The following is a 17,557-nucleotide window of genomic DNA, read 5'->3' as shown; positions in this document are numbered from 1 at the left end:
GCCCCACCCCGCACGTCACCGTTCCCGCACGTCACTCTGCATCCGCATCGGAGGACACCATGCACCACGAACCGCAGGCCACCTCGTCCGAGACGGCCGCCCGGGAAACCGCGCCGCCCACCGAGCCGGTCACGCTGCCCACGACCCGCCCCACGGGCTGCCCCTTCGACCCGCCCGCCGAACTGGCACAGCTGCGCGAGCGGCAGCCGCTCAGCCGGATGACCTACCCCGACGGGCACATAGGCTGGCTGGCCACCGGACACTCCGTGGTCCGGGCGGTACTCGCCGACCCCCGCTTCAGCTCCCGGCAGGAGCTGATGCACCACCCGCTCGCGGACATCGGCGAACTGCCCCCGGCGACGGTCGGCGACATGACCGGCATCGACGCCCCCGAGCACACCCGCTACCGGCGGCTGCTCATGGGCAAGTTCACCGTCCGCCGGATGCGCGAGCTGACCGAACGCGTCGAGCAGATCACCGCCGAGCACCTCGACGCCATGGAGCGCCAGGGAGGCCCGGTCGACCTCGTGGAGGCGTACGCCCAGCCCATCCCCGCGCTGATGATCTGCGAGCTGCTGGGTGTGCCCTACGCCGACCGGGAGATCTTCCAGCGTCATACGACGACATTGCTCACCCAGAGCACCGACCAGGAAGCGCAGTACGCCGCCCTGACCGCGCTTCAGGAGTACCTGCACGCGCTGGTGCTCGCCAAGCGCGCCGAGCCCACCGACGATCTGCTCGGCGACCTGACCACCAGCGACCTCACCGACGAGGAGCTCACCGGCATCGGAGGCCTCCTGCTGGCCGCCGGCCTCGACACCACCGCCAACATGCTCGCGCACGGCACCTTCGCGCTGCTGAGCAACCCGGACCAGCTCGCCGCCCTGCGGTCCGACCCGGACCTCGCCGACCAAGCCGTCGAAGAGCTGATGCGCTATCTGACCGTCGCCGACCCCGCGGTGCGGTCGGCGCTCGAAGACATCGAGCTGGACGGCCGGCTGATCAAGGCCGGCGAGACGGTCACCCTCTCGATGCAGGCCGCCAACCGCGACCCGCAGAAGTTCCCCGACCCCGACACCCTCGACCTGCGCCGCAAGGCCACCGGGCACCTGGGCTTCGGCCACGGCATCCATCAGTGCCTGGGCCAGCAACTGGCCCGCGTCGAGATGCGGGTCGCCCTCCCCGCGCTCCTCACCCGCTTCCCGACCCTCCGCCTGGCCGTCCCGGCCGAGGAGGTCCCGCTGCGCACCGGCATGAACATCTACGGCGTGCACCGTCTCCCCGTCACCTGGGACAAGGAGTAGCCCGATGGAACTCACCATCGACCGCGACCGCTGTGTCGGCGCCGGAATGTGCGCACTGACCGCCCCCGGAGTCTTCGACCAGGACCCCGACGACGGCCGGGTGCTGCTGCTGGACGCCGAGCCGCAGCCCGGGCAGGTGGCCGCGGCCCATGAGGCCGCCGGCCTCTGCCCCGCCGGGGCCATCACGGTCATCGGGGATCCGCCCGGGCCGAGGCCGTAGCGGCAGACGAACTGGAGTGCGGACCGAGGGGGAACCCGTCCGCGCTCCAGCTCGTCTTCCTGCATGTTGGCGTTGACCATCCGTGGAGGAACTCGGTGGAGCACAGGCTATTGGGGCAGCGCTACGAGCTGGTGGAACAGCTCGGGCGCGGCGGTATGGGAACGGTGTACCGGGCCGTCGACCGCCGGTTGCGCCGTACCGTCGCCGTCAAGACCCTCTCCGCAGAGCTGGCGCTACAGCCCGAGTTCCTCTCCCGGTTCCAGCGCGAGGCGCATGCCGCCGCCGCGCTCAACCACCCTGGTGTGGCCACCGTTCATGACGTGGGTGAGGACGCCGGCGGCGGCTCGGCCGAGCCCTTCCTCGTCATGGAGTACGTGGAGGGCCGAACCCTCAGCCAGGTCCTGAACGAGGGCCGGCTGCCGGTGGCGCAGGCGCTCGACATCGCGGGCCAGGTGCTGGAGGCTCTGGAGCACAGCCACCGGCACGCCATCGTGCACCGGGACATCAAGCCCGCCAATGTGATGCTCACCGGCACCGGGAAGATCAAGGTCGTCGACTTCGGCATCGCCAAGGCGCTCAGCGAGATGGCCACCCGGCTGACCGGAACGGGCGTGGCGGTCGGCACACCCGCCTATCTGGCCCCGGAGCAGATCAAGGGCGGCGAGACCGATCACCGCACGGACCTGTACGCCGTGGGCTGTCTGCTCTACGAGCTGCTGACCGGGCGCCCCCCGTACACCGGAGATTCACCGTTCTCCGTCATGCACCAGCATCTGGCCGCGGAACCGGTGCCGCCCTCGCAGCTCCGCCCGGAGCTGCCGCCCGCCGTGGACGCGGTGATCGTCCGGGCGCTGCGCAAGGACCGGCAGGACCGCTTCGCGGAGGCGTCCGTGATGAAGGCGGCACTCGACGGAGCGTCCCGGGTCGCACCGGCTGCCCCCGTACGCACCCCCACCACGCTCGACCCCATGGCCGGGTCGCCCGCCCGGGCGACGGCCGACTCCCCGGTGCCCGCCGGGAGCGGACCGGCGCGGCAGCGCGCGCGTCGGAAGCCGGCGCGTGTGGTGTTCCGGCCGACGGCCGAGGGGGCGGTCGCGCTGCTCGGCTGCTTCCTTTCCCTGGTGATATCCCGGACCGGGATGATCGAGGTCGGCCAGTTCTCCCGTGTCGCCCTGCTCGCGGCAGTCGCGGGCGCCGTGCTGCTGCTGTGGTCGGCGCGGCTCGCGTGCGCGGTGGCCTGGGGCCCGGTGGCGGAGTCCGTGGCGGTGTTCTCCGAGCTCGCCCGCGGCTACATCGGCTGGGACACCCCCTACGTCATCGTCGCCCTGGTCCTGGGGATCGTCGCCGCACTCTGTCTCGCCGCCGGGTACAAGGACCGGCGCACGGGCGGATTCGCGCTGGTGGCGTTCTGGTTCACCGCCCTGGCCTCCGTCTGGTTCTTCCTCGACGACCTGCAGAAGATCGGCGTCTTCTACGTCCTGCTCCTGGGCGTCACGCTCGCCGTCGGCGCCCAGGAGCTCAAGGCACGCAGTCTCAGTTCCCGGGCCGGCGCTTGAGCGGAGCGGTCAGGCCGATGGCGAGGAACGCGCAGACGGCGGCGAGGCAGAGCCAGGCAAAGGTGTCGCCGATCCGGTCGTAGAGCGTGGTGACACCCCGCGTCGGCACATAGGCCACCGTCGTTTGCTGATCGGTGGTGAAGTAGTCCGTGGTGGCGAGGACATGCCCCTGGTTGTCGAAGGCGGCCGAGACGCCCTCGGAGTCCTGGCGGACCACCGCGTATCCGCCCTCGATGGCGCGCAGCGCGGCCTTTTGGGTGTGGGCGCGCCCGTATTCCTGCCAGTCGTGCGAGGGGACGAGCATGATGTCGGCCCGGACGCGCATCATGCCGGGGAAATCCGCGTCGTAGCAGATGACGTTCGCGAGCCGGCCGTACGGAGTGTCCACGACGGGGACCCGGCCGTCGCCGGGGGTGAAGGGCTCCGAGCCGGGGATGGGGTGGGCCTTCTGGTAGGTCCAGATCACCTTTCCGCGGGGGTCGATGAGGAGCGTCTCGTCGCGGCCGTATCCCGGTGCGACCGTGTTGTACACCTCGACGCCGATCTCCAGGTAGATCCCGGATCGACGGGCCGCTTCCCGGGCCGCGGCGATGGTGGCCGCTTCGTTCGCCGCCAGTGTCTTGACGGCCTCCTCGGGCCAGACCACGATCTTCGCCCCGGCCTCGGCCTCCCGCCGGGTGGCGGCCAGCAGACTGTTGCGCACCGCGGTCATGGCCGGCTGCACCGCCCGGGGAGCCGCGGCGGCGATGTCCCGACGTCCACCGGGAATCCGTGAGATCGCGGCCTTCTGGGCGCGGATCACCGAGGCGTCGGCGGTGACGCCGGCGATCCGCACCGTCGGCGCCCCGGGCGGGAAGAAGGCGAGCCGTGCCCCGCCGCCGAGGAGGACGGCCAGCAGGACGGCCGTGTACGTGAGGACGCCGCGGCGCGCCGATCGCCAGGAGGCGGTCTCCCAGGCCCGGTTGACCACACTGGCGCACCAGGCGATCAGGAATCCGATCCCGTAGGAGCCGGTGACCGAGAGGGTTTGCAGCAGCGGCAGGTTCTCGTACTGCGTGACCGCCAGTGCGCCGTAGGCGGTGCCGAACGGGGACAGCAGCGTGATGAGGAATTCGGCTCCGGCGACCGCGGCGGGCAGGACCAGCACCGACATCCACGGGCGCAACCGGCCTATGAGCAGCCGGTCGAGCAGGAACGGCAGGGTCAGCAGCGCCGCGAGAGCGATCGCGCCCGCGAGGGTGACGGCGGTGAATCCGAGCGCCGACTCGAAGAGCCAGAACGCTGCCGCGGCGGTGTTGGCCAGCCAGACCCACAGCGCGCCCGACCCTGCGCGGCCGGTGCGGGTGAAGCGCAGCAGGAGCACCGGGAAGATCCATGCCGCGGCGGCGATGTCCCAGCGGCCGCCGACGGCGAAGAGTTGGGCCGCGGCTCCGAGAGCCAGCAGTGCGTAGCGCCGCCAAGTCGGCGTCGTGGGCCTGTCGTTGCCCATCGTGTTCATCGGTCCCTTCAGGTGTCGGCACCGGCTGCCGGCAGTCCTTCTCGGAAGCCGGGCCCGGTCAGGATTCGACGCTAGGAGCGCGCGTGGGCGCCGAACGTCGTCCTGGTTGCCGATCTGCCGCGGGCCCGCGCAACTTTCGATGCGGCCCCGCGGAGGATCCCGCCCCGCTCGCGGATGGCTAGCCTTGGCGCCCAGAGATGAACACAGATCCGAGAGCAGCCCTGCGCGAGGCGTATCGCCGGTTCGCCGGCCGGCCCTGGCTGACCGACCTCGCGCTCGGCGGCGGGCTGACCGCCTTCGACGTGGCGACGCTGCCGGCCAGGGACCCGGCGCCGGGCCCGGCCGGCGTGGCGCTCTGGGCCCTTTTGACCCTTCCGCTCTTCTGGCGCCGCCGGCACCCCCGCACGGTCCTGGCCGCCATGACCGTTGCCTTCGTCCTCTTCGAGACGCTCGATCCGGTCCCGGGCAAGACGCCGGGGCCGTACTTGCTGATCTTCGGGGTGTACGCGCTCGCCCGGTACACCCCGGTGCCGGTGAGCCTGCCGGGGGCCGTGCTGTCGCTCACCACGGCGGTGGCGACGGACCTCCTCAGCGGCCGGTCCGGGCCGCCCCGGCTCGGCTCGCTGGAGCCGATCACGGCGACGACCTTCGTCGCCTTCTACGGCGTCGCCTGGCTCCTGGGCCACGGGCGGCGGCGGATCGACATCCATGCCGGCCGGCTGCGCGAGCTCAACGACCGTCTGCGCGCCGAGCGGGAGATCAACGCGCGGCAGGCCGTCGTGGCCGAGCGGGCCCGTATCGCCCGCGATCTGCATGATGTGGTCGCCCACCACGTGAGCGCCATCGCCGTACAGGCGCGAGCCACCGAGGAGGTGCTCCAGGACGACCCGCCCGGCGGTCTGCGGGGTGTGGCGCGCATCGCGGAAACCGCCGACACCGCGCTCATCGAGATGCGCCGCATTCTCGGTCTGCTCACCGCCCGGCGTGCGGACATCGCACCGGAGCCGTCCCTTGTGCACATCGACCGGCTCTTCGGCGCGGTCGAGGCGGCCGGCTGCCGGGTGACCGCGACGCTGGACGCGTCGATCGGTGACCTGCCGCCCGCGATCCAGGTATCGGCCTACCGCATCGTGCAGGAGGCACTGACCAACGTCCTCAAGCACGCCGGCCCCACCGACGTGCTGATCGCCCTGCGCCAGGACCGGTCGACGCTGACCATCGAGGTCGAGAACGGACCACCGTCCCCGGAGGGACCGCCGTCCGGTCACCGGCCCGTACCCGGCTCCGGCCGCGGTCTGATCAATATCCGCGAACGCGTCGCGGCCTTCGACGGCACCTTGCACGCCGGCCCGCACCCGCGCGGCGGATGGCAGATCACCGCCACCCTTGCCGGGATCTTTGGCGACTCCCCGGTGCCGGTCGCTCCACCCCAAAAGGCGCCCTCATGACCACGCGTGTGCTCATCGTCGACGACCAGGAGATGGTCCGGGACGCGCTGCGCGCCGTCATCGACCGCCGCGACGAATTCACCGTCGTCGGCGATGCCGCCGACGGTGAGCAGGCGGTCGCCATGGCCTTCGACCTCCGGCCCGACGTCGTGGTCATGGACGTCCGGATGCCCGGCATGACCGGAGTCGAGGCCACCCGGCGCATTCTCACCCACTGGCCACGACCCGAACCGCCGCCACGCATCCTCGTCCTCACCACCTTCGATCTGGACGAGTATGTGCACGCGGCGCTGCGCGCGGGCGCCTGCGGCTTCCTGCTGAAGAACAGTCCGCCCGACCAACTCGCCCATGCCCTCCGCGTCGTCGCCGACGGGGAGGCCATGCTCGCCCCGAGCGTCACCCACCGGCTCATCGGCGCCTTCACCGCACTGCCCGCCGGGCTCGTTCCCGGCACGCCCCGCCCGCAAGCCGGCCGCGACCGGATCACCGACGCGCTCACCGCACGCGAACTACAGGTCCTCGTGCTGGTCGCACGGGGACGGTCCAACCTCCAGATCGCCGACGACCTCGGGCTGACCCAGGCCAATGTGAAGAGCCGGGTCAACCGCATCCTCACCCGCCTCGGCCTGGACAACCGCGTCCAGGCCGCCGTTCTCGCGCACGAGGCGGGGCTGCTCCCGGCCGATCCTCCCAAGGGCCCGCACCGGTGAGATGACCACTGGTCCGTCCGGGTGAAATCGGGTCGCCCCCCTATGCCGGGGCGGGCAGCGGTGGGTGAATCGTGGCATCCGCGCGACGGGCCGCCCATTCCCCTGCACGGGCCAGGATCAGTCATGCCATCCGATCCCGGGTGACCCACCCGTGCGCCCCTGCGTATGTGAGTGGTGGTCATCGACCTGGGCGCTCTCTCGCAGGAGATCTCTCATGCGTCATCTCCCCAGGCTGTCGTGCCTGCCCACCGCCTTGGCGGGCCGACTCCTCGCCGGCCGCATGGAAGCGGAACCACCGGTGAAGGACGGCACGCGCCCCGTGCCCCTGCGGCTACCGTCTCTGACCGGTCTGCGTTTCGCCGCCGCGGGCGCAGTCATCTACACGCACTGCATGCTGTTGATCGACCCTCACCTCGCCCGGACCCTCGGACCCGAAGTATGGGTGGGCGGGAGTGCGGTATCGCTCTTCTTCATCATGAGCGGCTATGTGCTGACCCGTTCCGCCCGCCCGACCGACACCGCACGCGCGTTCTGGCGGCGGCGTGCGGCCAAGATTCTTCCCAATCACATACTCACCTGGTGCGTGGTCGTGGCGGCGCTCGCGTGCGCCGGTGCGGCGGCCGCCACGAGCTGTTCCGGAATGGCGGCCCACCTCTCCAGCCTTTTCCTGGTGAACACCTGGGTTCCCAGCCACCGCTTCGTCTCCGCGGGCAACCCGGTCTCCTGGACCCTGGCCGCCGACATGTTCTTCTACCTTCTCTTCCCCGTACTCCGGCCATGGGTCGAGCGGTTGTCGCGGCGTGGGCTCCTGGTCGGCGCGGGAGTGGCCGTCGCCCTTGTCTGGGCGTGGCCGGTGGTCTGTGAGCTCGTCGTCAACCCCGGCGGAACGTTCTTTCGCGAGTACTGGTTCTTGTACATGCTGCCGGTCACCCGGCTGCCCGAGTTCGTCCTCGGCATGCTGGTGGCCCGTATCTCCATGTCGGGGATCCGGCTCCCGCGGATCGGCGTGCTCCCCGCCGCGCTGGGAGTCATCAGCACGATCGTGGTGAACAGTACGTACCTGCCGCGCAGCTTCATGTACGCGGCCGCGACCGTGGTCCCGCTCGTCGTGCTCGTGCACGCGACCGCGCAGCTGGACGTGCGCGGCAGAGCATCGCTGCTGCGCACACCACCCCTGGTGTACCTGGGCGAGATGTCCTACGCCATGTACCTCGTCCATCTGCTGGTGATGGGGCCGATGTTCGTGTGGCTGACGGGGCGTGGCTGGAGCGGTTTCGAGGTGGTGCTGGTCGCGCTTCCCCTGGCAATGCTGGGCTCGTGGCTGCTGTACGTGGGAGTGGAGCGGCCCTGTCAGCGTCGCATCTCCGCGCACCGTGCTCCCGCGGCGCCCACGTGCCGGCCCACCAGGGCTACAGCGGAACGAGGCTCCCTGCGATGAGTACGCGAAGCAAGCAGATCGCCGCCCTCAGGCCCCGCTACGAGGACGAACTGGCGCAGGGGCTGGAACGGTTCTTCGAGCGACCGCGCACCACCTGCCCCTGGTGCACCTCCGCCCATCTGCGCCGGCGCCTGCGCACTGCCAACCACGCCCAGCGCAAACCGGGGAACTTCGTCCTCGACGAGTGCCGCAACTGCGGGCACGTCTTCCAGAACCCCCGGCTGAGCGCGGACGGACTGACCTTCTACTACCGCGACTGCTACGACGGCCTGGGCGAGGCGACGATGGCACGGTTGGCCGCCTCGCCCCTCGCGGCCAAGCTCTACCGGGCCCGCGCCCGGGCACTGCTCCCGTTCAGCCGCCCCTTGCTCTGGCTGGACGTGGGCACCGGCCACGGCCACTTCTGCGCCGAAGCCCGAAGAATCCACCCGGGGACCGAATTCCACGGGCTCGACCAGGGCGAAGGCGTCGAGATCGCCGCGCGCAAGGGCCGTATCGCCCGCGCCTACCGGGGCTCCTTCACCGGCCTGGCCGGTCAACTGGACTGCCGGTACGACGTGGTGAGCATGCACCACTACCTGGAACACACCCTGTCGCCACGGCTGGAACTGACCACCGCGTACACGACGCTACGGCCCGGCGGCCTCCTCCTGATCGAGGTCCCCGACCCCCAGTCCGCCGCCGCCCGGCTGTTCGGCCGATGGTGGGGCCCCTGGCTCCAGCCCCAGCATCTGCATCTGATCCCGCTGGACAACCTCTGCGGCGAACTGGCCGAGCAGGGATTCACCGTCGTGGCCACCGACCGGCAAGAGCCCCATATCCCGACCGATCTGACGTCCGCGGCCGTGAACATGCTCCATTCCGTGCTGCCGGGGGAGAACCTGCCCTGGCTGCCCGAGCGACCGGGCCCGCTCGGCCGCGGCATCCGCACGCTGTGCCTGCCGGCCGCCGCACCCGCGCTGCTCGCCCTCTTCGCACTCGACGTCCTGCTGGCACCCGTTACCCGGCGCACGCGTCTGTCCAACGCCTACCGGGTGGTCGCACGACGGGACTGACAAGAGGGCGGCGGCCCTGAAGCCGCCACGATCCCGGCCACCGCACAACAGGAAGGACACCGCCGGCCATGCACGTACTCATCGCCACCGCAGGTTCGCACGGGGACGTCGCCCCCTACACCGGTCTCGGGGTCCGTCTGCGTCAGGCCGGGCACACGGTGGAGATGGCGGCAAGCGCCCGCTCGGCCGAGCTGGTCCGCCGCAGCGGCCTGGGCTTTCGCCCCCTTCCGCTCGACCGGTACGCCGCATCGGGAACGGGGCGCGGGCCGGGGGAGAGCGGCCGTGGCGGCGACCTCACCAAGGTCGAACAGATGCGGCTGGCACGGGAGTTGGCGCCGGACATGGCCGACGCGGTGACCGACGCCTGTGCGTCGGGCGCAGAGATCCTTCTGCTGTCCGGCAGCTTGGCCCCGCTGGGGCTCGTGGCGGCGGAGGGTCTGCAACTGCCCTGCGTCGGCGTCTTCTTGCAGCCCCTCGCCCCCACCCGGGAGTTCCCGCCGGTCATCGTCGGCCTGCCGTCGCTCGGACCGTACGGCAACCGGATCGCAGGACACGGCGCCCAGGCATTACTGGCCCGGGCCTATGCGCCTGGAGTGCGCCATCTGCAGCGCCGGCTGGGCGTGACGCCGGATGCCCTGGAGCGGCGGCGGGCGACCTGGCCCGTCCACCACGGTTTCAGCCCCGCGGTGGTTCCCCGGCCCGCCGACTGGCGGCCGGGACTGGAGGTGGCGGGCTACTGGTGGCCGTCAAAGGCCGCGGACCGGACGCCGGAGCCCCGGCTGGCGGAATTCCTGCAAGCCGGCCCGCCACCGGTGTACGTGGGCTTCGGCAGCATGGCGCCCGGCGACCCGGAGCGGCTCGGGCTGCTGGTGACACGGGCCCTGCGGCTCGCCGGGGTGCGCGGGGTCGTCCAGACGGGGCGGGCCGGTCTGTCGGTCGAGGGGAACGATGTGCTGACGGTGGGGGAGGTCCCGCACGCCCGGCTGTTTCCGCAGATGTCGGCCGTGGTCCATCACGCGGGTGCCGGGACCACGGCGGCCGGTCTGCGCGCGGGGGTGCCGGCGGTCCCTGTGCCGGTGATGCTGGACCAGTCGTTCTGGGCGTCGCGTCTCACCGCACTCGGGGTCAGCCCGGGCAGGGTGCCGTTCCGGCGGCTGTCCGCGGAAGACCTCGCGGCAGCGATACGGAAGGCCGTGGACGAGCCCCGCTACCGTCAACGCGCCCGTCAGCTCGCGGCGTTGATCGACGCCGAGGACGGCGCCGGCCGCGTCCTGACCGCGGTGGAGCGACTGGCCGGCTGAGCGAGCCCGGCCGTCGCGTTCAGCTGAGGCGGTCCAGGTCGGCCGCGTCCGGGGTTCCGAGCATGGCCGATGCCGCTTCCAGCGGGCTGAGGGCCGGGGCGGGCGTGAACGCGGGGACGGAGCGGCAGGTGAAGCCGAGGCGGCTCAGCGCTCGGGTCACTTCGCCGGCGGTGAAGTCACGGCGGTCCTGGCGGGTGATGATCTCACCGACCTGCTTGACCGGGTAGGAGCGGTGGTTGATGAGCACGGAGTCGCCCGTGACGGGTTCGGGATCGATGTTCGCCATCGCCTCCTCCACCTCGGATTTGATCAGGTCGAACGGAAAGCGGGCGATAACGCAGCGCATAGTGCCTCAAGGGGGTCGGAGAGGACCGGATGCGATGTCCGGTCAGCGGTCGGTCAGCGGGAGACGGCGAGGATTCCCAGGGCGTACCCGTCCTCGTCGCGGACGAGAGCGGCAGGGGATCACGCGGCCTTGCCGCGGGAGGACCGGCGCGGGTCCGTGGCCGTCCGGGACGATCCTGCGGAGCGTCGCGCCTGGGCGGGGCGGCTGCGCCGGCCGCGTGACGAGGCGCTGCTGCGCTTGGCGCGCTCGACGACCGGCGCGGCGATGGTGACCGGGACACCGGAGGGCGCCTGGGCACCGGTGATCCGGCTGAGTTCGGCCTCACCGGAGCGGACCTGGGTGCTCTGCGGGGTGATACCGGCGTCGGCCATCAGGCGGTTCATGGTGCGGCGCTGGTTGGGCAGGACGAGCGTCACCACGCTGCCGGACTCGCCGGCGCGGGCGGTACGGCCGCCGCGGTGCAGATAGTCCTTGTGGTCGGTCGGCGGGTCGACGTTCACGACGAGGTCGAGGTTGTCGACGTGGATCCCGCGGGCCGCGACGTTGGTGGCCACCAGCACCGTCACATGACCGGTCTTGAACTGCGCCAGGGTGCGGGTGCGCTGGGGCTGGGACTTGCCGCCGTGCAGCGCCGCCGCGCGCACCCCGCTGCCGAGCAGATGCTTGGTGAGCTTGTCCACGGCGTGCTTGGTGTCCAGGAACATGATCACGCGGCCGTCGCGGGCGGCGATCTCGGTCGTGGTGGCGTGCTTGTCGGCGTCGTGGACGTGCAGCAGGTGGTGTTCCATCGTGGTGACGGCGCCGGCCGAGGGGTCGACGGAGTGGACCACCGGGTCGGTCAGATAGCGCCGGACCAGACGGTCGACATTGCGGTCCAAGGTGGCCGAGAAGAGCATCCGCTGCCCCTCGGGACGTACCTGGTCGAGCAGCGCGGTGACCTGGGGCATGAAGCCCATGTCAGCCATCTGGTCGGCCTCGTCCAGCACGGTGATGGCGACCTGGTTCAGACGGCAGTCACCGCGGTCGATCAGGTCCTTGAGCCGGCCGGGGGTCGCGACGACGACTTCGGTGCCGCCGCGCAGTGCGCTGGACTGGCGGCCGATCGACATACCGCCGACGACCGTGGTCAGCCGCAGTTTCAGCGACCGGGCGTAGGGGGTGAGCGCGTCGGTGACCTGCTGGGCGAGCTCCCGGGTGGGAACCAGGATCAGGGCGAGCGGCCGGCAGGGCTCGGCACGCTGTCCGGCCGTACGGGCCAGCAGGGCGAGACCGAAGGCGAGCGTCTTGCCCGAACCGGTGCGCCCGCGGCCCAGGACGTCCCGGCCCGCCAGCGAATTCGGCAGCGTGGCGGCCTGGATCGGGAACGGCACCGACACCCCTTCGGCGGTCAGCGACGCCAACAGCGCGGACGGCATGTCCAGTTGGGCGAAGCTCTCGGCCGGGGGCAGGGCGGGGGTGTGCGTGACGGGCAGGGCGAACTCTCCCTGCAACGCGACGGGACGACGTCCCCCGCCGCCGGAGCGGCCCGGCGCCTGCGAGCGGTAGCCGCCGCGGCCGGAGCCGGAGCCGGAGCCGGAAGCGCCGCCGGAGCGGGAGCGGGAGGAGCGGCTGTTGCTGCGAGCTGTGTGGTTCATACAGAACCTTCCTCGATGCGGCACGTCGAGGAGACTCCGGCGGCAAGGGCCGCACACAGAAGAATCGCAACAACGGACCGAAGTAAGAGACGAAACGAAGCGGGGGCGGAGTGAACGGGCCCCTCGCGTCGAAAAGGGATCGGCAGGCGTCGCCGGGGCGGACGCGCAGGATGCCGGATCAGGCGGGCGGACCGATGTCCTGCCGCGGCAGATGGCGGGCGGGCAGCCGCAGGGGCGGCCCCACGCCGCTCGTGCGGCCGTCACGGCACACACGGAGTTGCTCGGGAAAGCAACGAAGCTGGGGCCCGCACCCAAGGTGCGGGCCCCAGCTTTCGTTGTACGCGTCAGCTTCAGGCGGGAACGATGTTCTCGGCCTGCGGGCCCTTCTGGCCCTGCGTGACGTCGAAGCTCACCTTCTGGCCCTCCTGCAGCTCGCGGAAGCCCTGGGCGGCGATGTTCGAGTAGTGGGCGAAGACGTCAGCGCCGCCACCCTCCTGCTCGATGAAGCCGAAACCCTTTTCCGCGTTGAACCACTTCACGGTGCCAGTAGCCATGTCATATCTCCTTCGGGGCAGTGCCCGAGGCCCGCACTGTGCGGACCCCGCGTCGCCGCGATGATGCCCCGTCCGGAAATATGCCGGAAAATACAAAAGCACTCCCGCTGTATACGACGGCGAAAGCACTTGAAGTCTGGGAACCACAACTGCAACTGAGAACGACAGTAGCACGGCGGCCCGGGCCGCGCACAACAATGTCGTCACAGTATTTTTGGGGCACAAAAAATCCCTACCGGCACACCAGTAATTTCTGTAGTTGCGGCATCAGATATTCACCACCGGCGCCCTCCCGTACGAGGTCAACCGGCCTGGCCCGCGCCCACGCAGGTACGACGTCCGACCGCGACCCGACCGCGAATATTTCCCGTCGCCGACACAGAAACCGGCAAAGCGCGGGCGGAGGTTTATGGATTCGCGCACGGAACGATATGGCCGATATCGCTTTTCGCGCCCGGCCACTTGCGGCCTGACTCCGGCCCGCTGACGCGTTCCCGGGCGGCCGAATTTTCTGTGACGGCCGATCCCGGCCGCCATCGGCCGCACCTGGCCCGCCCGTACCCCAGCAGAGGTAATCTGCATCGGCCGCTACAGACATCCGGCACTCATGCGAGTAAAGTTCCTCTTGTAGTCAACGATGCCCGTGAGGTGCGGCCGCGGCACTGCCGCGAGCGGGCGGTTCAAGGGCCGCCACGCACCACCGCACCAACGCAAGAGGCAGTTCCGGCAAGAGAACAGAAGGAGGACGAGGCGCCATCAGGATCGCCCGAGCACGGACCCCGGTCCGCTCGGGAGCCACAGGACCAGGATGGGAAGGTGGTCCGTTGGTCACGCAGCAGCGATCCCCGCATCCCCGCCCCCGCGGGCAGGCATGCGGAAACCGAAGGCCGGTGCACGGCACCGGTAGATGGTGTTGAAACCCCTCGGGGCCCTGGTGTCGGAAGCACCAGGGCCCCTCGATGCGTCCTACAAAGAGGTGCAATGCCTGCAAAGAACCAAGAGCACGCCACCGACAAGTTCGATGATGACGACTACCCCGCCTACACCATGGGCCGCGCCGCGGAGATGATCGGCACCACGCCCGCCTTCCTGCGGGCCGTCGGCGACGCCCGTCTCATCGTTCCGCTGCGTTCCGAAGGCGGCCACCGCCGCTACTCCCGCTACCAGCTGCGCATCGCGGCCCGCGCCCGTGAACTCGTCGACCAGGGCACCCCGATCGATGCCGCCTGCCGCATCGTCATCCTCGAAGACCAGCTCGAAGAGGCCCAGCGGCTCAACGAAGAACTGCGGCGCTCCGGCGCCGGCTCGGACCGGTCGGCCGGCTCCTGAGCAGACACCGCGAGGGCCTCCCCGCCCCTCGGCAGACAGGCGACCGCGTGAGGCACCGCGTCAGCCCTGTCCCTCCTCCTCGGCCTCCATGTACCGGATGCCCTGATGCGTCAGCGTGACCATCGAGGGTGTGTTTCCCGGTCCCCAGTCGACCGTGATCAGGCCCTCGCCCGCCAAGTACGTGCAGGCGGCGGCCAGGTCCTCTCCCGGTACACCGAGATCGTCGTGCAGTTTCGCCCCGGTGAGGCCCAGCAGGCGGTTCCCTTCGATGGCCTCGTACAGCGCCTGCATGACCTTCTCGCGGTAGGTCTTCCGCTCGTGCAGTGTTGCCATGGCTGCCGCCTCTCCTACGCGGCCGGTGCCGGTGCCCTGCCACGGACACGCCTGGTGGCGGCCCGTTGCGTCAGACCTCGTCGGCGTGTGCCCGGCCGCCGTCCGCCGGCTGGCTGGACGCCAGCCAGGAGCGTGCGGGCTCGGCGGTTTGCGTGGTGTCCACGGTGAAGTGGAGCCGGGTTGCGCCGTCGCGGCCGGCGGGGTAGCTGCGTTGTTCGGTGGATGCGAAGCAGCGCCGGAGAACTTCCGCGACCTGGCGGGCCGTCTCGGGGGACGCGGCGACGATCCGCACCTCGGCACGCCCCGCCGAGGGCACGGGTTCCGCAGGTTTCATACCGTCCTCGTCATCTGGGTGAGGCCGCTGCCGGATCTGGGTGACGCCGCTGCCGGCCCGCCTGCTCTCGTCGGCCATGGCCATGGCGGCGGTGCGGAGGCTGCCCGGAACGGCTGCGGCGGGCATCAGCCGGGCCGTCGTTTCACTCTACTCCGGGACGTAGTTCGCCGAACGTGCTGCACCGTGTCCAACCAGGCATTTCCCGGCGCGCGGGCCATCGGCCGGAGCAGCGGACGCGGCTGTTGGAACGCGGAGTACGGTGAGGTTACCGAGGACCCTCCGCTCGCGGCGGCCACCTTGACCTCGCCGGCGGGGAGCCCATGCACCCACTCCCGGACGGGCGCACATCATGGCCGACTCCGACACCCCGCACCCTCCCCAGCTCCTGCCGGACGCGATCTACGAGTCCGTGCAACCCGGGACGGCCTGCCTGAGGCTGCAGACGACGCACACGCGCGAGGGGCTCCTGGACGGCGCATGGTGGCCGCGCTCCCGCGACATCGGCGCCGAGCTGCCCTGCCTGATCACCGCGCTGAGCGAACATCTCGGCCCCATCACGCGCGTCGGCCTGGACGAGAGCGCCTGGGACGAGCTCCCCACCCGGCTCACCATCGACGACCGGATCGTGCACGTCGACTCCTTCCCGGTCGGTGACGACACGATCCTCATCACCCGCGGCGACCAGGACTACTTCGCCCTGCTGGTGGTCCCTCCTCAGACGGCACCCGACGTGGCACGCGCCGCGATGGCCGAGGCCGTACGGGCCGACAACGTCGCTCAAGCGGGACAGATCCTCATCAATACCGCCCCCACCCAGCAGGCCTGAGCGCACTGTCATCCTTTCGGCGACATTGCCGTTGTCATCGTCTGGATGACGTGTTACAAGGGAGACCCAGCCACCGAAGGCACTGATGTCACCGACCGTCGTAACGAAGGACATGCCGATGACGGAGACCGAGGAACTCCGGGCCGTCATCAGCCGGGACGACGGCCGGACCACCGTGCGCGTGGCGGGAGAGGTCGATGTCGTCACCGCGCCGCAGCTGCGACGGGCCCTGGAGACCGCGCTGTCACACGGCGCCGGCCGGATCGAGGTCGACTTCACCTCCGTGCCGTTCTGCGACTGCTCGGGACTGAACGTCCTGCTGTGGGCCCGCCGCAGGGCCACGGAACAGGGCAGCGCGTTCCGTGTGACGGGGGTGACGTCACACCTGGTGCGAAAGCTGTTCCGCACGACCGGGACGGCCGCTGCCCTGACCGGGGCGCCAACCACCTGAGCGGACCGTGCGGGTCACAGCACGGTCTGCTCACCCTGCCGCAGGAGGTGCAACCGGGAGGCGAGCCCCGCCCGCTCGAACGCCTCGACCAGCGTGTCGGCGCCCTGGGTGAAGTGTCCCCAGTGCTCGAAGTGCAGCGGTACGACCTTCCGGGCGTCCAGGATCTGCGCCGCCTGGGCCGCCTGATCGCTGGGCAGCGTGAGGTAGGCGTCGCCGACCAGGGGGGTCTGCGCGCCGCCGGCGAACAGCAGCGCCACGTCGATCGCCCCGAACCGCCGGGCGATCGTGCGGACCACGTCCAACGAGGCGTTGTCGCCGCTGACGTAGACCGTGGGCAGGCCGTCACCGGACAGCAGGAATCCGGTGACCTCGCCGACCAGATGCTCACAGCCGTCCGGACCGTGCTGGGCGGGCACACCGGTGATCCGCAGCGTTCCGCCGTCCGGGCGCGGCAGGTCGATCTCCTCCCCGTCCGCCAGGGTCCGTACGTTCCCGCCGAGCCGCTGGTGCGCGGAGGCGGTGGACAGCACCAGGGGCACCTCCGCGAGGTAGGCCCGGCCGCTGCGGTCGAGATTGTCCGGGTGCTGGTCGTGGGAGAGCAGCACCACGTCGACCGGGCCGAGCGCCGCCGGACCGAGCGCCGGGCCGTCGGTCTTCACCAGCTTCCGCTCGCCGATCGGGTAGTCGCCGGGCGGGTCGAAGGTGGGGTCGGTCAACAGCCGTACCCCTGCGAGGTCCAGGACCGCGGTGGGTCCTCCGAGGTAGCGGACGGTCGGTGCGGGGGCCGGGGTCGACTCGCTCATTGCTGCCTTTCGCTGCCGTGGTCACGAGTGGAGCGGTGGGATGCTCCTGATCCGCTCCTGATCCGCTCGTGATCACCAAGCAGCCGGCCGGGTCAGGTATTCCCCTGACCCGGCCGCTGCGGACGGGCCCGACCCGTCAGAGGCACACAACTCCCAGCAGACAGACATGCGACGGCGATGTCGGATCGGCCGCCGGTGCTGTCGGCGCAGTGTTCGCGGGCGAGGTGCTTGCGTCCGAGTTCCCGCCGGAAGCGGGTGCGTTCGACTTCGGCGCTGCGGCGGCGGTGCCGGTGTTGTCATGGCTGCCGGTGCTGCTGGTGCCGCCGGTGCTGCCGGCGCTGTCGACATGCGCCCTCCGGGCCGACGGGGCGGCCGCGGTGTGCGGCGCCGCGCTCGGGGCCGCGGAGGGCGGGGTCG

The 17,557-nt window shown here is 70.9% G+C and carries 19 protein-coding genes; 12 read left to right on the top strand and 7 right to left on the bottom strand.

The window, feature by feature from the left end; all coding sequences use genetic code 11:
• Window positions 1-59: 59 nt before the first annotated feature.
• The 3 genes from DY245_RS04860 (at window position 60) to DY245_RS04850 (ending at window position 3,080) form a co-directional block, all read left to right on the top strand.
• Entirely contained in the window at window positions 60-1,304 is a 1,245-nt protein-coding gene (locus tag DY245_RS04860) for a cytochrome P450 (protein ID WP_128503856.1), read from the top strand.
• 4 nt (window positions 1,305-1,308) lie between these two features.
• Window positions 1,309-1,524 carry a ferredoxin gene (locus tag DY245_RS04855; protein ID WP_128503854.1) on the top strand — a complete coding sequence of 72 codons (216 nt, stop codon included), beginning with the start codon at window positions 1,309-1,311 and terminating at the stop codon, window positions 1,522-1,524.
• Between the two features lie 95 nt (window positions 1,525-1,619).
• Entirely contained in the window at window positions 1,620-3,080 is a 1,461-nt protein-coding gene (locus DY245_RS04850; protein ID WP_128503852.1) for a protein kinase domain-containing protein, read from the top strand.
• Here DY245_RS04850 and DY245_RS04845 read toward each other — a convergent pair.
• Window positions 3,058-4,578 (bottom strand): nitrilase-related carbon-nitrogen hydrolase, encoded by a 1,521-nt coding sequence (locus tag DY245_RS04845; RefSeq protein ID WP_128503850.1) that lies wholly within the window; start codon window positions 4,576-4,578, stop codon window positions 3,058-3,060. The genes DY245_RS04850 and DY245_RS04845 overlap by 23 nt on opposite strands.
• A 197-nt stretch (window positions 4,579-4,775) precedes the next feature.
• Here DY245_RS04845 and DY245_RS04840 point away from each other — a divergent pair, with 197 nt between their 5' ends.
• The 5 genes from DY245_RS04840 (at window position 4,776) to DY245_RS04820 (ending at window position 10,530) form a co-directional block, all read left to right on the top strand.
• Window positions 4,776-6,026, top strand: a complete 1,251-nt coding sequence (locus tag DY245_RS04840) for a sensor histidine kinase (RefSeq protein ID WP_128503848.1) — start codon at window positions 4,776-4,778, stop codon at window positions 6,024-6,026.
• On the top strand, window positions 6,023-6,736 hold the full coding sequence (locus DY245_RS04835) for a response regulator (protein ID WP_128503846.1): 714 nt from the start codon (window positions 6,023-6,025) through the stop codon (window positions 6,734-6,736). Before DY245_RS04840 ends, DY245_RS04835 begins: the two co-directional genes overlap by 4 nt.
• Window positions 6,737-6,950: 214 nt before the next feature.
• Entirely contained in the window at window positions 6,951-8,174 is a 1,224-nt protein-coding gene (locus DY245_RS04830; RefSeq protein ID WP_244942832.1) for an acyltransferase family protein, read from the top strand.
• Complete coding sequence (locus tag DY245_RS04825) at window positions 8,171-9,229, top strand: class I SAM-dependent methyltransferase (RefSeq protein ID WP_128503844.1); 1,059 nt, start codon at window positions 8,171-8,173, stop codon at window positions 9,227-9,229. The genes DY245_RS04830 and DY245_RS04825 overlap by 4 nt, the downstream gene beginning before the upstream one ends.
• Before the next feature lie 68 nt (window positions 9,230-9,297).
• Entirely contained in the window at window positions 9,298-10,530 is a 1,233-nt protein-coding gene (locus tag DY245_RS04820; RefSeq protein WP_128503842.1) for a glycosyltransferase, read from the top strand.
• A 19-nt stretch (window positions 10,531-10,549) separates the two neighbouring features.
• On the opposite strand, the gene DY245_RS04815 is transcribed toward DY245_RS04820, so the two are convergent.
• The 3 genes from DY245_RS04815 to DY245_RS04805 form a co-directional block, all read right to left on the bottom strand.
• The gene (locus DY245_RS04815; protein WP_128503839.1) at window positions 10,550-10,876 is read right to left on the bottom strand and encodes an SCO5918 family protein; all 327 of its coding nucleotides are present in this window, start codon (window positions 10,874-10,876) and stop codon (window positions 10,550-10,552) included.
• A 119-nt stretch (window positions 10,877-10,995) separates the two neighbouring features.
• Complete coding sequence (locus DY245_RS04810; protein WP_128503837.1) at window positions 10,996-12,510, bottom strand: DEAD/DEAH box helicase; 1,515 nt, start codon at window positions 12,508-12,510, stop codon at window positions 10,996-10,998.
• A 350-nt stretch (window positions 12,511-12,860) separates the two neighbouring features.
• Entirely contained in the window at window positions 12,861-13,064 is a 204-nt protein-coding gene (locus DY245_RS04805) for a cold-shock protein (RefSeq protein ID WP_030809828.1), read from the bottom strand.
• 981 nt (window positions 13,065-14,045) lie between these two features.
• Between DY245_RS04805 and DY245_RS04800 the strand changes: the two genes are divergently transcribed.
• Window positions 14,046-14,393: a helix-turn-helix domain-containing protein gene (locus DY245_RS04800; RefSeq protein WP_128503835.1), complete on the top strand. Its 348-nt coding sequence runs from the start codon at window positions 14,046-14,048 to the stop codon at window positions 14,391-14,393.
• A 60-nt stretch (window positions 14,394-14,453) separates the two neighbouring features.
• On the opposite strand, the gene DY245_RS04795 is transcribed toward DY245_RS04800, so the two are convergent.
• Window positions 14,454-14,726 carry a hypothetical protein gene (locus DY245_RS04795; RefSeq protein WP_128503833.1) on the bottom strand — a complete coding sequence of 91 codons (273 nt, stop codon included), beginning with the start codon at window positions 14,724-14,726 and terminating at the stop codon, window positions 14,454-14,456.
• A gap of 70 nt (window positions 14,727-14,796) precedes the next feature.
• Entirely contained in the window at window positions 14,797-15,060 is a 264-nt protein-coding gene (locus DY245_RS04790; RefSeq protein ID WP_128503918.1) for a hypothetical protein, read from the bottom strand.
• A 349-nt stretch (window positions 15,061-15,409) separates the two neighbouring features.
• On the opposite strand from DY245_RS04790, the gene DY245_RS04785 reads away from it, so the two are divergent.
• Window positions 15,410-15,886 carry a DUF5994 family protein gene (locus tag DY245_RS04785; RefSeq protein WP_128503831.1) on the top strand — a complete coding sequence of 159 codons (477 nt, stop codon included), beginning with the start codon at window positions 15,410-15,412 and terminating at the stop codon, window positions 15,884-15,886.
• A 118-nt stretch (window positions 15,887-16,004) separates the two neighbouring features.
• The gene (locus tag DY245_RS04780; protein ID WP_181923521.1) at window positions 16,005-16,337 is read left to right on the top strand and encodes an STAS domain-containing protein; all 333 of its coding nucleotides are present in this window, start codon (window positions 16,005-16,007) and stop codon (window positions 16,335-16,337) included.
• Window positions 16,338-16,351: 14 nt separating this feature from the next.
• Here DY245_RS04780 and DY245_RS04775 read toward each other — a convergent pair whose 3' ends face one another.
• A complete protein-coding gene (locus DY245_RS04775; protein ID WP_128503827.1) occupies window positions 16,352-17,140 on the bottom strand; it encodes an MBL fold metallo-hydrolase in 789 nt (262 codons plus the stop codon).
• Window positions 17,141-17,349: 209 nt separating this feature from the next.
• Here DY245_RS04775 and DY245_RS04770 point away from each other — a divergent pair.
• The coding region (locus tag DY245_RS04770) for a hypothetical protein (protein ID WP_147318324.1) at window positions 17,350-17,557 on the top strand (208 nt) is incomplete at its 3' end.

It is taken from the genome of Streptomyces inhibens (assembly GCF_003389455.1).
Taxonomy (GTDB): domain Bacteria; phylum Actinomycetota; class Actinomycetes; order Streptomycetales; family Streptomycetaceae; genus Streptomyces; species Streptomyces inhibens.
This window is presented reverse-complemented; position numbering and strand designations above follow the sequence as displayed.